Genomic DNA, 15,524 nt, shown 5'->3' with positions numbered 1-15,524 from the left:
TATGCGCTCGATACTAAGCAAAGTTCTACTTTCCGCCGGCCTGTGCCTGCTGATGCTGCCGGCGTCCGCCGCGACGATACTGGTGTTCGGCGACAGTCTGTCCGCCGGCTACGGCCTGTCTCCCGGCCAGGGCTGGGTCAGCCTGCTCGCCAAGGAGATGGGGGCGAAGCACCGCATCGTCAATGCCAGCGTCTCCGGAGAAACCACCGACGGCGGCCTGGCCAGGCTGCCGGACGCGCTGGCGCGCCATCGCCCGGACATCGTGGTGCTGGAACTGGGCGCCAACGACGGCCTGCGCGGCCTGCCGTTGGCGCAGATGCGCGGCAACCTGTCCAAGATGATCGCCTTGGCCAAACAAAGCAAGGCCAAGGTGGTGCTGGTGGGCATGGCCCTGCCTCCGAACTATGGCCCGCAATACGGCGCCGAGTTCCGCAAAGCCTACGCCGACCTGGCCAAGCGCGAACGCCTGCCCTTCGTGCCGCTGCTGGTGGCCGGCTTCGAGGCCGATCTGTCCCAATTCCAGCCGGACGGGCTGCACCCGGTGGCCGCCGCCCAGCCCGCGATGATGCGCACGGTCAAGGCCAAGCTGCCGCTGCGCTGAAAACCCGCGCGCGCGCCGCGCGGCGGCTTCCGGCTCGCCCAGGATATTCACGGAGTTGACTTTCTTCGCTGCAACGCAGCAAGATAAGTCAAAAGCATAATCATATCCTGGATTCTTATGAGCCGCCCGCCCCCCGCCCCCTGGCTGAAACGCCTGCTGTCTCCCTATCGCGGCCTGCCCGCCACGGTCTACATCCAGGTGTTGTGCAGCCTGATCAACAATATCGGCGGCATCTCCAAACTCTTCCTGCCGCTTTATCTGCGCGAGAACTACCAGCTGGGCTATGCGCAGATCGGCCTGATGATGGCGGCCTACGGCGCCGGCGCGCTGCTGGGGTCCCTCAACGGCGGCGCGCTGTCCGACCGCTTCGACGGCCGCAAGCTGGCCACGCTGTTCCTGAGCGCCTCCGGCCTGTGCCTGCTGTTGCTGGCGCTGGCGATCCCGCTCTGGCTGTTCGTGCCGGTGCTGCTGGTCTCCGGCTTCGCCGACGGCGCTTTCCGCCCGGTCAATCTGCGGCTGGCGCTGGAGCCCTGTCTGCCTCGGCAGCGCGCGGTGGCCCAGGGCATGCTGCGGGTGGCCTTCAATCTGGGCGTCGCCGGCGCCGGCCTGCTCAGCGGCTCATTGGCCGCCATCGGCTACGACTGGGTTTACGCCGCCAACGCCGCCGCCACGCTGAGCGCGGCGCTGTGGCTGGCCTGGGCCTACCGCCGCAACGACTCGGCACCCGTCCCTCCGGCTGCGCTCGAAACCGCCGAAACCGGCGCCGAAGCGCTGATCGGTCCCTGGCGCGACCTTCCCTTTCTGCGCATGTTGCTTGCCCTGACGCTGATGACCGCGGTATTCGACCAGATCTATGTGACGCTGGGACTGTTCCTGCGCGAGCATTATCAACTGGGCCCGCAATGGATGGGCTATCTGTTCACGCTGAACGGGCTGATGGTGGTGGCGCTGCAGATTCCGATCAGCCACCGCATTCTGGACTGGGGCTTGCTGGCCAGCACCCAGGCCGGCGTGCTGCTGACCGGCGTCTCCTTCCTGTGGCTGACGCTGGGCCAGGGCCCGCTGTGGGCGCTGCTGATGATGACGACGCTGACGCTGGGCGAGCTGTTGGTGTCGCCCTGTTACACCATGCTGGTGATGCACCGCTCGGAAGGCCGGCTGCGCGGCCGCTATCTGGGGCTGTACAACGCGGTGTGGCAGGGCCGCACCCTGTTCGCTCCGGCCTTGGGCACCTGGCTCTACGGCGCGGTGGGCGGCGTCGCGCTGTGGTGGATGTGCGCCGCCGCCGTCTGCCTGTCGGCGCTGATCCAGCAGCCGGCGCTGCGCCTCATGCTCGCCCGCCAATCCGAGCCGGCGCCGCAGAGCCGGTTCAAAGCCGCGCCGGCCAAGGCGAGCCAGGGCGAAAACGGCTGAGGAAGCGGAATGCGCGCGTCGTGGACCGTTCGGACCGCGCTCGCCGCGCCGCCTCTCGGCAAGCGCGGCAGGCTTTGGGCAGGCTGGCCTAGTCCCGCTCCGGCTCCGCATCCCACACGCACACCCGGTTGCGGCCGGACGCCTTGGCCCGGTACAAGGCGGCGTCCGCCTGCAGCAAGGCTTGCTGACTGCCGTTCAGCGGCGGCTGGCCCGCCACGCCTATGGACACCGTCTGCGCGTAACCGTCCGGCAAGCCGTCCAGCTGGGCCTGGGCCAGGCGCAGCCTGACCGCCTCCATTCTCTCCGCCAGCCGCTCCGGCGCCAAGCCGGGCGCCAGCACCACGAACTCCTCGCCGCCGTAACGCGCCAGCGTCATCCAGCCCTCCAGACAGGATGCGATGTGCTGCGCCGCCTGCTGCAGCACCTGGTCTCCCGCCAAATGGCCGAAGCGGTCGTTCACCTGCTTGAATTCGTCCAGATCCAGCATCGCCAGGCTCCAGACCGCGGCGTCCGACTGGTCCAGCTCCGCCATCCGGCAACGCAAGGCCCGCTGGTTCAGACAGCCGGTCAACACATCGGAATCCGCCAGCAAGCGCATCTGTTCCGCCGCCTGTTCCAGCATCTGCCTGCGCTGCTCCAGCAGCTCCCGCTTGGCCGCGCTTTCCGCGTACAGCTCCTGCAGCCGGCGCAGCACCACCGCATTGCGCTCGCGCAGCCTGACGGTGTCGCGCAGCAGCGGATTGAAGCTGGACAGGAACTCCCACTGCACCAGGATGAAAATCACCGCGCCCACCAGCAAGGCGCTGTACAGCAAAGTGCCCTCGGAATGGAAACGGTACAGCGGATACGCCCAGTAACCGACGAAAAACGTCAGGTGCAGATCGCGGCACGGCGCTTGCAGCAGACACACCGCGGCGAAACCGCCGGCCAGCCACAGCACCACCACGATGCGGTAGGGCCCCTCCATCTGCGGGAACATGAACCACATCATCATGCTCCACACCAGCGCGCTGAACAGCATCAGCTCCCGCAGGACCTGGTAATGCCGGAACACCTGGTCCTGGCTATGCGCGTGGCAGTGAAACCGGTAGACCAGCCGCGCGAACAGCAATTGCATCAGCAGAAAGATGCCCACCCAACACAGGATGCGCCAGGCGGGCGCGTGCCCGAGCATCAGCAGGCCGAACAGGGGTATCGCGATGAAGGATTGCAGAATCGAGAGTTTGAGCATGGAGACAAACTGGCGCACCAGTTCCGCCTCCAGCTCCGGATGCGCGGCCTGCCAGGGAAATGGCATCAGAATGCCCAGTCTCCGCCTCACGCCGCGGCCTCTCTCGCCAGGCAGACGCGGTCGCGCCCCAGCGCCTTGGCTTGATACAGCGCCTTGTCCGCCTGCTGCAGCAGGCCCAGCGGGTCGACGCCCGGCCGCCAGGCGGCCACGCCGCAGGACAGGGTCACCGGCAGGTCGCCGGTCAGCCGCCGCCAGTCCCAGCCGCCCACCTTGTCGCGCAGCGCCTCCATGCGCCGGCTCAGCTCGGCGCCGCTGCAGGCCGGGGCCAGCAGCAGGAATTCCTCGCCGCCGTAACGGCCGAACAGTTCGCCGTCCGCCAAGGCCTGCTGCGCCAGCTCGCACAGCTGCTGCAACACCTCGTCGCCGCGCGCATGGCCGCAGCTGTCGTTGACGCGCTTGAAATGGTCCAGATCGATGATGGCGATGGCGAAAGGCGAGCCCTGGGTTTCCGAGAGCTCCAGCAGGCGCTCCATTTCCCGCATCAGGGTGCGCATATTGAGCACGCCGGTCAGCGGGTCGCGCGAGGCCAGTTCGCTGATGCGCTCCACCGCGCCGTCCAGCTCCATGTTTTTCTGCTCCAGCATCGCGTTGTAGTTATCCAGCTGCGTCTGTTCCAGCGTCAATTCCCGCATCAGGCTAGCGTTTTCGGCGCGCTGCCCCATGGACTCCAGCGCAAAGCGATGCAATAAGGAAGTGAATTGCATCAGCGACAGGCAATAGATGATGCCGGAAACGCCCACCCAGCGCAGCACCGGCTCCGGCGACAGAAACAAGCGCAACAGCAGCAAGCACCAGAGCGGGCCGACGAAGCCGTAAAACAGTTCGCGGCGCGCCGACAGCATCGCACCCAGCACCGCGCTGACCGCGATGCCCCACAGCACCACGATCAGGCTGTAAGTCAGATCGCCGTCGGGCATCAGGATCCAGGCCGCGGCTCCCCAGCCCACGCCCACGGCGACGATCTGCACGGCAAAGCGCCGGTACAGCGCGGCGATCTGCCAGTCGTCGTGCTCGGGGCAGCGACAGGCGCGCCAGGTGGTGCCCCATTGCCACAACAACAACAGGCTGAGAAGCACCAGCCACAATACGGACGGGACGACCGGCGTCCGCCCCCATTCCAGTCCGATCAGCAGGGCCGCGCCCAATAAGGCGTGCGGCACGGACAGGTAGGTGGAGCGCATCGCATGCAGCATGGTGAGGCTGTCCAGCTGACTGATCGGCAGAGGCATGGCTCGGGCCTGTCGTTATCTTGGTAACTTATTGTTAGTTATAGCGAGCAATGCGCCAAGTCAGCGCGGGCCGCGCAATAAAAAGCCCCGCGGGCCAAGGCGCGCGGGGCAGGGTCGGACGCAATCCGCTTGCGACGGATTACAGGTCCTTGGCGTTTTCTGCCAGGTAGGAAGCCACGCCTTCGGCGCTCGGCTTCATGCCCTTCTTGCCCTTGTTCCAGCCAGCCGGGCACACTTCGCCGTGCTCTTCGGTGAATTGCAGCGCGTCAACCATGCGCAGCATTTCGTCGACGTTGCGGCCCAGCGGCAGGTTGTTCACCACTTGGTGCTGCACCACGCCGGAACGGTCGATCAGGAAGGAGCCGCGGAAAGCGACGCCGCCTTCGGCTTCAACGTCGAAGGCCTTGCACAGTTCGTGCTGGATGTCGCCCACCAGGGTGTAGCCAACCTGGCCGATGCCGCCCTTTTCCACCGGGGTGTTGCGCCATGCGGCGTGGGAGAACTGGCTGTCGATGGACACGCCGATCACTTCCACGTTCTTGGCTTTGAAATCGGCCAGGCGGTGATCGAAGGCGATCAGTTCGGACGGGCACACGAAGGTGAAGTCCAGCGGGTAGAAGAACACTACCGCGTACTTGCCGGCGGTAGCTTGCTTGAAGGAGTAGTTGTCAACGATCTGACCATCGCCCAGCACGGCGGAGAAGGTTTTCGCGCCATCGAAGAAGGGGGCTTGTTTGCCAACGAGTACGGCCATTGCGGATCTCCTTAAAGGTCTTGGTGTGACCGCGCTTCCCTGATCGGGCGTCGGGAAACGCGGCGGAATGCGAGGCTTTATAAATCAGGCCCGCCGACATCGGCAAATTGTAAATCCATATCGTTGCGATAAAGTTTTGCAATGCAGGCCCGGCAGGCGCTCGCGTCAAGTATGAGGCCGGTATTAGATTGGGCCAAAAGCGCAAGGTTCAAGCCAAGGACGCCGAGAGCCGCCGAATGAAAAACGGCCGCTGCTTGCGCAACGGCCGTCGGCGTCGAATCAAGCCGGCGTCAGGCGGAAGGCTCGGCCTTCTGGCGCAGGCGCAGGTTCAGTTCGCGTAGCTGCTTGTCGTCCACCGCGTTGGGCGCGTTGGTCAGCAGGCACTGGGCGCGCTGGGTTTTCGGGAAGGCGATCACGTCGCGGATGGATTCCGCGCCGCACATCAGCGTCACCAGGCGATCCAGGCCGAAGGCCAGGCCGCCGTGCGGCGGCGCGCCGAACTTCAGGTTGTCCAGCAGGAAGCCGAACTTGTTCTGTTGCTCTTCCGGGCTGATCTTCAGCGCGCCGAACACTTTTTCCTGGATTTCAGCGCGATGGATACGGATGGAGCCGCCGCCGATTTCCCAGCCGTTCAGCACCATGTCGTAAGCGCGCGCCAGGCAGGCGCCCGGATCGGTGGCCATCAGGTCCTCGTGGCCCTGCTTCGGGCTGGTGAACGGATGGTGGCAGGCGGTCCAGCGGTCGGCGTCCTCGTCGTGCTCGAACATCGGGAAGTCCACCACCCACAGCGGACGCCATTCCTTGACGAAGTAGCCGTTGGCCAGGCCGTGCTCGTGGCCGATCTTGATGCGCAGCGCGCCGATGGCCTCGTTCACCACCTTGGCCTTGTCCGCGCCGAAGAAGATGATGTCGCCGTTTTGCGCGCCGGTGCGCTCGATGATGGCTTTCAGGCCGTCGGCGGACAGGAACTTGACGATGGGCGACTGCAGACCTTCTTCGGTCGGCTTGCTGGCGTCGTTGACCTTGATGTAGGCCAGGCCCTTGGCGCCGTAGATGCCGACGAACTGGGTGTAGTCGTCGATTTCCTTGCGGCTGAGGCCGGAACCGCCCGGCACGCGCAGGGCCACTACGCGGCCACCCGCCATGTCGGCGGCGCCGCGGAACACCTTGAACTCTTCCGACTTCATCACGTCGGTCAGTTCGGTGAATTTCAGGTCCACGCGCATGTCCGGCTTGTCGGAGCCGTAGTAGAACATCGCGTCGGCGTAGCTCATGCGCGGGAACTGCGGCAGCTCCACGCCCAGCACGTCGCGGAAGATCTCCTTGGTCATGCCCTCGGTGATGTCCATGATCTGATCCTCGTTCAGGAACGAGGTCTCGATGTCGATCTGGGTGAATTCAGGCTGACGGTCGGCGCGCAGATCTTCGTCGCGGAAGCACTTGGTGATCTGGTAGTAGCGGTCGAAGCCGGCCACCATCAGCAATTGCTTGAACAACTGCGGCGATTGCGGCAGCGCGAAGAATTCGCCCGGATGCACGCGGGACGGCACCAGGTAGTCGCGCGCGCCTTCCGGCGTGGAGCGGGTCAGCATCGGGGTTTCGATGTCGATGAAGCCCTGCTTGTCCAGGTGGTTGCGCACGCCCATCGCCACCTTGTAGCGCAGACGCAGGTTTTTCTGCATCGCCGGGCGGCGCAGATCGATCACGCGGTTGGTCAGACGCACGTTCTCGGACAGGGTCTCGTCGTCGATCTGGAACGGCGGCGTGGCGGCGGCGTTGAGGATTTCGATTTCCTTGGCCAGGATTTCGATCTCGCCGGAAATCATCTTGCTGTTGGCGGTGCCGGCCGGACGCTCGCGCACGATGCCGGTGATGGACAGCACGTATTCGCCGCGGCTGCTGTCGGCCAACTGGAAGGCTTCCGGGGTGTCCGGATCGATCACCACCTGCACCAGGCCTTCGCGGTCGCGCAGGTCGATGAAGATCACGCCGCCATGGTCGCGGCGGCGGTGAGCCCAGCCCTTCACGGTAACGGTCTGGCCGAGGTATTTCTTGTCAATAAGTCCGCAATAGTCGGTTCGCATTGGGTAAACCCTTTTATTCAAATTCGGTGAGGCTTCCCCGCCTGGGGGAAAGAAAGGCGTTAAGGGCTAGACAGGGTGTCGGTCTAGCCCTGCCGATTATGTTCGTCGTTCAGACGTGGACGCTGAGCGGCCGGCGGCGGATTCGGCGCCACCATGCCCATGGAGATCGCGTATTTCAACGCCTCGTCCACGCTCATGTTCAGATCGCGGGTGTCCTTCTTGGCCACCATCACGAAATAGCCCGAAGTCGGGTTGGGGATGGTGGGCACGTAGACCCCGATGAACTCGTCGTCGGACAGCGATTCGGACACGACTTCAGGCAGCGGGCCGGTCTGAAACGCCACCGTCCACATGCCGGAATGAGGGAACTGCACCAGCAGCGCCTTCTTGAAGGCCTGGCCGGAGTCGGACAGCAGCGTGTCGCTGACTTGCTTGACGCTGTTGTAAATGCTCTTCACCACCGGGATGCGCGACAGCAGCGCGTCCCACATGTCCAGCACGCGCTGGCCCAGCACGTTGGCGGCCAGCATGCCGGTGCCCAGCAGGATCAGCACCGACAGCACCACGCCCAAGCCCGGCAGGTGGAAGCCGAGCAAGGCCTCCGGCTGCCATTCCTGCGGCAACAGGTTCAGCGTCTGGTCCAGCGAAGTGACGATCAGGTTCAACACCCACAGCGTCACGGCCAAGGGCAGCCACACCAGCAAGCCGGTGACCAGATAGCCCTTCAGCGTCATTTTGATTTGCGGCGTCATCGGGGTTTACGCGCACCCACAGCCGGTGCCGCAGCTATGGCCGCCGCCGCTGTCCGAAGACGAGGCGGACGAGCCGCCGGACGCGCCGCCCTTGAAATCGGTGGCGTACCAGCCGGAACCCTTCAGCTGGAAGCCGGCCGCGGACAGCTGCTTGCGATACTCGGCGCTGCCGCAGGCCGGGCATTGCGCGACGGGCTCGTCGCTGAGTTTTTGCAGATGCTCTTTGGCGACGCCGCAGGCGCCGCAACGGTATTCGTAGATTGGCATAGCTTTGCTTCCCCACCAGTAATCATGATGGCATAATAAACCGAACTCATGCTGCACTGCACTATCCGAGCGTGAACTTACGCCCGGCATGCCTAGTCGGACAGATGCGGATGAAGGGCTCCAACATCAAGCCTTCGTCCCGCCAAATCGTCGATTATATCCGACTGAATCGTCAATACAAAAATCCCTTTGCTTCATTAGCCCGCAATACTGCCCTGCAACCCTACAAATCCCGGAGGTCACATGGTTTACCAAGAGGGTCAGATGGAAAGCATTCGCAACATTCTTGCCGGCAAGAAAGGCCTGATCGTCGGCATCGCCAATGAAAACAGCATCGCCTACGGCTGCGCCAGCGTGCTGCGCGACCTGGGCGCCGAATTCGCCGTCACCTATCTTAACCAGAAAGCGGAAAAATACGTGCGTCCGCTGGCCGACCAGCTGGGTTCGCCGCTGGTGCTGCCGCTGGACGTGGAACAGCCGGGGCAGATGGAGGCGGTGTTCGAGGCGATTCGCCAGCAATGGGGCAAACTGGATTTCGTCATTCACTCCATCGCCTTCTGCCCGATGGACGATCTGCACGGCCGCGTCACCGACTGTTCCCAGGCCGGCTTCCAGCAGGCGATGCGCGTCTCCTGCTACTCCTTCATCGAAATGGCCCGCCTGGCCGAGCCCTTGATGAGCCAGGGCGGCAGCCTGATCACCATGAGCTATTACGGCGCCGACAAGGTGGTGGAGAACTACAACATCATGGGCCCGGTCAAGGCCGCGCTGGAAAGCGTGTCCCGCTACCTGGCCAGCGAGCTGGGTTCCAAGAACATCCGCGTGCACGCGGTGTCCCCCGGCCCGCTGCGCACCCGCGCCGCCTCCGGCATCGCCCACTTCGACCAATTGATCGAGGACGCCATCGCGCGCGCTCCGCAGAACCGCCTGGTGGAAATCGAGGACGTGGGCACCACCTGCGCCTTCCTGATCTCCGACGCCGCCCGCGGCCTGACCGGCCAGACCATCTATGTCGATGGCGGCCACCACATCAAGGCTTGAGGAGGCCCGCCATGACACGCGACGAACACGCTTTTGCCGACATCCTGCAACAGGCGACCGGCCTGGGGCCGCTGCCGATGGCGGTGGCCCACCCCTGCAGCCGCGAAGCGCTGCTGGGCGCGGTGGAGGCCGCCGACCACGGCATCGCCACCCCCATCCTGGTGGCCCCCGCCGCCCGGCTGGCCAAGCTGGCCGACGAGCTGGAAGTGGACCTGAGCCGCTTCGAGCTGATCGACGTGCCGCACAGCCACGCCGCCGCCGAGCAGGCGGTGACCCTGGTGCGCGACGGCTACGCCGACATTCTGATGAAGGGCAGCCTGCACACCGACGAATTCATGGCCGAAGCGCTGGCGCGCGGCACCGGCATCCGCACCGACCGCCGCATCAGCCACGTCTGGATCATGAAGGTGGAGACCTATCCGCGCTATCTGTTCATCACCGACGCCGCGATCAATATCGAGCCCGACCTGCTGACCAAGCGCGACATCTGCCAGAACGCCATTGACCTGACCCAGGCGCTGGGCATCCGCCAGCCCAAGGTGGCCATCCTGGCCGCGGTGGAAACCATCAATCCGGCGATGCGCTCCACGCTGGACGCCGCCGCGCTGTGCAAGATGGCGGACCGCGGCCAGATCACCGGCGCCATCCTCGACGGCCCGCTGGCCTTCGACAACGCCATCTCGCGCGAAGCCGCCGACAGCAAGGGCATCGTCTCGCCGGTGGCAGGCGACCCGGACATCCTGCTGGTGCCGGATCTGGAAGCCGGCAATATGCTGGGCAAGCAGCTGACCTATCTGGCCGCCGCGGCTTCGGCCGGCATCGTGATGGGCGCGCGCGCGCCCATCGTGCTGACCAGCCGCGCCGACGACGCCAACGGCCGCCTCGCCTCCGCCGCCGTGGCCAATTTGCTGGCGCACAAGCGCCGGCAAAGCGGGCCGCGGCCATGAGCAGGGTGCTGCTCGCCGTCAACGCCGGCTCCTCCACGCTGAAATTCCGCGCCTTCGCGCCGGACGGGCGCCAGCTGCTGGCGCGCGGCATGGTGGACCGCTTCGGCCAGGCCAAGCCGGAACTGCAATTGCTGGACGGCAAGGGCCAGACGCTGAGCCGCCACGCGCTGGACGACGGCGGCCGCGCCAACGCCATCGCCGCGGTGATCAACAGCCTGGCCGACCAGCAGCTGGAGCCGCTGGCCGTGGTGCACCGGGTGGTGCACGGCGGCGGCCGCTTCACCGCCGCCGTACGGCTGGACGCCGACATCCGCGCCCAGCTGGAGGACTACGTGGCGCTGGCGCCGCTGCATCAGCCGGTCAGCCTGTCGGTGATTTCCGCCTTCGAGGAGTACGACGCCCGGCTGCCGCAGTTCGCCTGCTTCGACACCGCCTTCCACGCCCAGCAGCCGGAGGTGGCCACCCGCTTCGGCATCGCCCGCCACTGGCACGACGACGGGGTGCGCCGCTACGGCTTCCACGGCCTGTCCTACGCCGCCATCGCCAGGCGGCTGCCGGAACTGGGCCTGGAGCGCGCCAAGGTGGTGGTCTGCCACCTGGGCAGCGGCGCCAGCGCCTGCGCGCTGGACGCCGGCCGCAGCATGGCTTCCAGCATGGGCTTCTCCGCGGTGGACGGGCTGATGATGGGCAGCCGCCCCGGCTACATCGACCCGGAAGTCATCCTCTACTGGCAGGAACAGGCCGGCATGAGCGTGGCCGATGTGCGGCGCGAGCTGTACAAGAACTCCGGCCTGCTCGGCGTCTCCGGCCTGTCGTCCGATATGCGCGAACTGCTGGCCAGCGACCTGCCGGCGGCGCGCGAGGCCATCGAGCTGTTCTGTTACCGGGTGGCGCGCGAAGTGGCCAGCCTGGCCGCGGCGATGAAGGGCCTGGACGCGCTGGTGTTCACCGCCGGCGTGGGCGAGCATTCGCCGGAGGTGCGCGGCCGGGTGCTGCAACAGCTGGCCTGGCTGGGCTTTGAGGCCGACCAGGCCGCCAACCTGGCCCAGGCGCGGCGGCTGACCACCGCCGCCAGCGCGCGCGCGGCCTATGTGCTGCCCACCGACGAGGAAGGCGAGATGGCGCGCCAGGCGGCCGCGCTGCTGCAATAAGCGCAAGGCCCGCCTAGCGGCGGGCCTGCTTCGAGCCTGTTCACCATCCTTGCATCATCCGCACCGCGGATTCCAAGCCCAGCCTAGCGAGCGGGATTCACTCCAGCCAGTCGCTCATCGTCAGCCCCACGCCCAGCGCGCGGGTGCGCACGTTGTAATCGATCAGGCTTTCGCCGTAACCGTCGAAAGCCTGCACATAGCCGCGCAGCTTGCCCCTCAGCGGGAAGCTCCAGTCCAGCTGCAAGCCGTGCTTGCCGCTGTCGAAATTGGGCCGCCACAAGGCGCTGAAGGTCTGGCCGCGATATTGGTAGATCGCCTGCAGATCGCCGTGCCTCAGGTATTTGACGATGTCGGGGTTGTCGTCATTGTCGCCGGACTCCGGCAGCCGCGCCCACCAGCGTCCTTGCAGCGTGAACGGACCGTTGTCCAGCGCCGCCATCGCGTACACCCGATTCCAGCTGCGCGACAAGGGATTGGCGCGGCCGTTGGACTGGTGCAGCAGGCCCAGGCCGCCCATGCGCAGCCGGGTGTCGCCCCAGGCCCAGGAAGACGGCAGCGGGAAGGTCAGGATCAGCTCCGGCTCGTAGTCGGTGCCGCGGAACGGCGCGGAATGCGCCCTGTTGTAGATTTGCCAATGCGATTGCTGGGTGTAGGCGAACCACAGGTTCAGCGGGGTATCGAAAATGTCTTCCCACACCTTGGTCTTGAACGACAGCTGGAACTTGGCCTCGGTCTTGTCCAGCTCGCCGCCCGGCGTCTGACTGGGCGGCCGGGTCGGCGATTGCGGCTCGTTGTTGGGCTTGGCCATCTGCCAGACCGGCAGATAGTAATTGGGACGGTACAGGCGGAAGCCGAAGGTATCGCCGCGCGAGCGGCCATCCAGGTCCCAGGCTTCGGCCAGCCGGCTGGGCGCCGGCGCCGCGTCCGTCCGGACATCCGCGACCGGAACCCGGCTTTCCGCGGGCGGAATGGCGGAAGGAGGCGATATGGCCGCCGTCGCCGCGGGCTGGCCGGCCGCCAGGCCGTCATAGCAGGCCAGTCTCAACTTGGCATCCGCCAAGCGGCCGCACTCGGCCAATTGCTGCGGCAGCTCCGCCGCCAGGGTCTGCGCCGCGCACAAGGCCAGCGCCCACGCCGTCCATCCAGACATAGCCATGCCTCCCCCTAGGGAAATCAATGCGCCAGACACACAAAAGGCCCCGCGATGCGGAGCCTTTGCGTATTCTTCAGCGCTGGGCTGTGATCAGGCCATGGCCTTGATCTGAGCCGACAGACGGCTCTTGTGACGAGCGGCCTTGTTCTTGTGGAACACGCCCTTGTCAGCAATGCGGTCAATCACTTTTTCGGAAGTCTGGAACACTACCTTGGCAGCGGCTTTATCGCCTGCTTCAACTGCCTTGAGCACTTTCTTAACTGCAGTACGGAATGCAGTACGCAGGCTGGCGTTGTGCGCGCGCTGCTTAAGGGCTGTGCGTGCACGCTTGCGAGCTTGTGCGCTGTTAGCCATGAATCTTTCTCCTGATGAGCGGAATCTGAAACCCGCGATTCTAAGCCCTAAACTCAGGTTTTGCAACAATAAACCTGGCGGCGTACACTAGCGGGCTTGCTCAACGCTAGATAAACCACCCGCAACATGAATCTGCTCAAGGCTCTGGCTGCTGTCAGCAGCATGACCATGGTGTCCCGCATCCTGGGCCTGGTCCGCGATACCATCATCGCTCGCGTTTTCGGGGCCGGCATGGCCGCCGACGCCTTCAACGCCGCCTTCAAGATTCCCAACATGCTGCGCCGCCTGTTCGCGGAAGGCGCGTTTTCACAGGCTTTCGTGCCCATTCTGGGCGAATACAAGAACCAGCGCAGCGAAGAGGAAACCCGCGAATTCGTCGCCAAGATCACCGGCGTGCTGGGTTCGGTGCTGCTGCTGGTCACTGCCGTCGGCATGCTGGCCGCGCCGCTGATCATGTGGATTTCCGCGCCCGGCTTTTACCGCGAGCCGGCCAAGGCCGCCCTGTTCGCCGACATCCTGCGCGTGTCCTTTCCCTATATCTTCTTTATCTCGCTGTCGTCGATGACCGGCAGCGTGCTCAACAGCTGGGGCAAGTTCTCGATTCCGGCGTTCACGCCCACCTTCCTCAACCTCAGTTTCATCGTGTTCGCGCTGTTCTTCAGCAGCCACTTCGACCCGCCCATCATGGCGCTGGCCTGGGCGGTCTTCGTCGGCGGCCTGGTGCAACTGGTGTGGCAGCTGCCCTTCCTGAAGCAGATAGGCATGCTGGCGCGCCCGGTGTTCGCCTTCCGCGACCCGGCGGTCTGGCGCGTGATCAAACAGATGGGGCCGGCCATCTTCGGGGTGTCGGTGGCGCAGATCTCGCTGCTGATCAACTCCACCTTCGCCTCCTTCCTGCCCACCGGCAGCGTGTCCTGGATGTATTACGCCGACCGGCTGATGGAATTCCCGTCCGGCGTGCTGGGCGTGGCGCTGGGCACCATCCTGCTGCCCTCGCTGTCCAAACACGCCGCCACCCGCTCCGACGGCGAGTTCAGCGTGCTGCTGGACTGGGGCATCCGCCTGTCGCTGCTGCTGGCGGTGCCGGCCACGGTGGGCCTGGGCCTGCTGTCCGGCCCGCTGCTGGCCACGCTGTTCACCTACGGCAAATTCACCGCCCACGACGCGCTGATGTCGCAGCAGGCGGTGATCGCCTACTCCTTCGGCCTGCTCGGCCTGATCCTGGTCAAGGTGCTGGCGCCCGGCTTCTACGCGCGCCAGGACATCAAGACCCCGGTGCGCATCGCGCTGATCACGCTGTGCCTGACCCAGTTGATGAACCTGGCCTTCGTGTTCCCGCTCAAGCACGCCGGCCTGGCTCTGTCCATCGGCCTCGCCTCCTGCCTCAACGCCGGCCTGCTGCTGCGCGCGCTGCTCAAGCGCGGCATCTACCAGCCCTCCGCCGGCTGGAGCGGCTTCCTGCTCAAGATGGCCGTGGCCATCCTGGCGATGGCCGCCGCGCTGCTGGCGCTGCAATGGCTGCTGCCCGTCCACTGGCACGGTCCGGCCTGGCAGCGCGTGGCCTGGCTGAGCCTGCTGGTCGTCGCCGGCGCGGCCGTCTATTTCGCCGCGCTGTTCGCGCTCGGCTTCCGCCCGCGCGACTTCATGCGCCGCGAGCGCTGAGATGGAGGCCGGCCAGCGCCTGCCCGCCCTGACGCCGGCCGACCGCCAGGCCGCGGGCGTGCTGCTGGTCAGCTGCCTGTGCCTGACCCTGCTCTATTACCCTGCCAACCGCTACTGGATGCTGGACTGGCTGCTGCAATGGTGGCCGGCGCTGGGCCTGTCCTTCCGCCAGCAGGTGGTGCACAACCCGGACACCGATCTCTACCGCGCCGCCTACTGGGCGCTGGCCAGCATCGCCAGCTACTGCCTGCTGCCGCTGCTGGCCATCCGCCTGCTGGACCGCCGCCCGCTGGCCGATTTCGGCCTGGCCTGGCCGGACCGCGCCGCGCTGAAGACGGATTTGAAGCTGTTCCCGCTGTTCTACGCCGCGATGCTGCCCCTGGTGTGGTGGGCGTCGGGCCAGCCCGGCTTTTTGAAGATCTACCCCTTCTTCCGGCTCGGCGCCGGCGAGAGCCTGTGGCCGCACTGGCTGCTGTGGGAGTTGTTGTATTTCGCCCAGTTCGCCGCGCTGGAGTTCTTCTTCCGCGGCTATATGGTGCACGGGCTCAAGCCCAGGCTGGGCGTCAGCGCCATCTTCGTGATGGTGCTGCCCTACTGCATGATCCATTTTGAAAAGCCGCTGCTGGAAAGCCTGGCCGCCATCGTCGCCGGCGTCGCGCTGGGCGCGCTCAGCTACCGCTACCGCTCGATCTGGCTGGGCATCGCGCTGCATTGCAGCGTGGCGCTGACCATGGATTTGATGGCGCTGTGGCGCAAGGGCCTGCTTTAAAAAGCGGCTCGCGATCCGCCGCGCCTCGGCGGTGCGGCGCTGGAACCGATATAATT

General features: G+C 65.7%; 15 protein-coding genes. 7 read left to right on the top strand and 8 right to left on the bottom strand.

Annotated features, from left to right (window positions below):
* Nucleotide 1: 1 nt before the first annotated feature.
* Nucleotides 2-601: an arylesterase gene (locus JW897_RS11685; RefSeq protein WP_205466239.1), complete on the top strand. Its 600-nt coding sequence runs from the start codon at nucleotides 2-4 to the stop codon at nucleotides 599-601.
* Nucleotides 602-718: 117 nt separating this feature from the next.
* Nucleotides 719-2,014 (top strand): MFS transporter, encoded by a 1,296-nt coding sequence (locus tag JW897_RS11680; protein WP_205466237.1) that lies wholly within the window; start codon nucleotides 719-721, stop codon nucleotides 2,012-2,014.
* Between the two features lie 88 nt (nucleotides 2,015-2,102).
* Here the strand turns inward: JW897_RS11680 and JW897_RS11675 are convergent, their stop codons facing one another.
* From JW897_RS11675 to JW897_RS11650, 6 genes are all read right to left on the bottom strand, one after another.
* A complete protein-coding gene (locus tag JW897_RS11675; RefSeq protein ID WP_205466234.1) occupies nucleotides 2,103-3,311 on the bottom strand; it encodes a GGDEF domain-containing protein in 1,209 nt (402 codons plus the stop codon).
* Nucleotides 3,312-3,331: 20 nt separating this feature from the next.
* Entirely contained in the window at nucleotides 3,332-4,534 is a 1,203-nt protein-coding gene (locus JW897_RS11670) for a GGDEF domain-containing protein (RefSeq protein WP_053077363.1), read from the bottom strand.
* Nucleotides 4,535-4,673: 139 nt separating this feature from the next.
* Nucleotides 4,674-5,288, bottom strand: a complete 615-nt coding sequence (locus tag JW897_RS11665; RefSeq protein WP_048409261.1) for a peroxiredoxin — start codon at nucleotides 5,286-5,288, stop codon at nucleotides 4,674-4,676.
* Between the two features lie 290 nt (nucleotides 5,289-5,578).
* Nucleotides 5,579-7,372, bottom strand: a complete 1,794-nt coding sequence (gene aspS, locus JW897_RS11660) for an aspartate--tRNA ligase (protein ID WP_205466232.1) — start codon at nucleotides 7,370-7,372, stop codon at nucleotides 5,579-5,581.
* Nucleotides 7,373-7,455: 83 nt separating this feature from the next.
* Nucleotides 7,456-8,124, bottom strand: a complete 669-nt coding sequence (locus JW897_RS11655) for a DUF502 domain-containing protein (protein ID WP_019103357.1) — start codon at nucleotides 8,122-8,124, stop codon at nucleotides 7,456-7,458.
* A gap of 6 nt (nucleotides 8,125-8,130) precedes the next feature.
* On the bottom strand, nucleotides 8,131-8,391 hold the full coding sequence (locus JW897_RS11650) for an FmdB family zinc ribbon protein (protein WP_048414374.1): 261 nt from the start codon (nucleotides 8,389-8,391) through the stop codon (nucleotides 8,131-8,133).
* Nucleotides 8,392-8,655: 264 nt separating this feature from the next.
* On the opposite strand from JW897_RS11650, the gene fabI reads away from it, so the two are divergent.
* Genes fabI through JW897_RS11635 form a run of 3 tightly spaced genes read left to right on the top strand, consistent with a single transcriptional unit; the run spans nucleotide 8,656 to nucleotide 11,530 of the window.
* Nucleotides 8,656-9,432, top strand: coding sequence for an enoyl-ACP reductase FabI (gene fabI / locus JW897_RS11645; RefSeq protein ID WP_048414429.1), 777 nt, complete (start codon nucleotides 8,656-8,658; stop codon nucleotides 9,430-9,432).
* A gap of 11 nt (nucleotides 9,433-9,443) precedes the next feature.
* Entirely contained in the window at nucleotides 9,444-10,379 is a 936-nt protein-coding gene (locus JW897_RS11640; protein ID WP_048414375.1) for a phosphate acetyltransferase, read from the top strand.
* Nucleotides 10,376-11,530, top strand: coding sequence for an acetate/propionate family kinase (locus tag JW897_RS11635; RefSeq protein WP_048414376.1), 1,155 nt, complete (start codon nucleotides 10,376-10,378; stop codon nucleotides 11,528-11,530). Before JW897_RS11640 ends, JW897_RS11635 begins: the two co-directional genes overlap by 4 nt.
* Before the next feature lie 97 nt (nucleotides 11,531-11,627).
* On the opposite strand, the gene JW897_RS11630 is transcribed toward JW897_RS11635, so the two are convergent.
* Complete coding sequence (locus JW897_RS11630) at nucleotides 11,628-12,686, bottom strand: phospholipase A (RefSeq protein ID WP_205466230.1); 1,059 nt, start codon at nucleotides 12,684-12,686, stop codon at nucleotides 11,628-11,630.
* Nucleotides 12,687-12,773: 87 nt separating this feature from the next.
* Complete coding sequence (rpsT, locus tag JW897_RS11625; protein ID WP_048409254.1) at nucleotides 12,774-13,037, bottom strand: 30S ribosomal protein S20; 264 nt, start codon at nucleotides 13,035-13,037, stop codon at nucleotides 12,774-12,776.
* Between the two features lie 126 nt (nucleotides 13,038-13,163).
* On the opposite strand from rpsT, the gene murJ reads away from it, so the two are divergent.
* Both murJ and JW897_RS11615 read left to right on the top strand, forming a co-directional pair.
* Nucleotides 13,164-14,699 carry a murein biosynthesis integral membrane protein MurJ gene (gene murJ / locus JW897_RS11620; RefSeq protein ID WP_205466228.1) on the top strand — a complete coding sequence of 512 codons (1,536 nt, stop codon included), beginning with the start codon at nucleotides 13,164-13,166 and terminating at the stop codon, nucleotides 14,697-14,699.
* A gap of 1 nt (nucleotide 14,700) precedes the next feature.
* Entirely contained in the window at nucleotides 14,701-15,468 is a 768-nt protein-coding gene (locus JW897_RS11615) for a CPBP family intramembrane glutamic endopeptidase (protein WP_205466227.1), read from the top strand.
* Nucleotides 15,469-15,524 lie beyond the last annotated feature (56 nt).

Source organism: Chromobacterium alkanivorans (assembly GCF_016937655.1).
Classification (GTDB): domain Bacteria; phylum Pseudomonadota; class Gammaproteobacteria; order Burkholderiales; family Chromobacteriaceae; genus Chromobacterium; species Chromobacterium alkanivorans.
The sequence above is the reverse complement of the archived record's forward strand: the minus strand, read 5'-3'. Positions and strand labels throughout refer to the sequence as shown.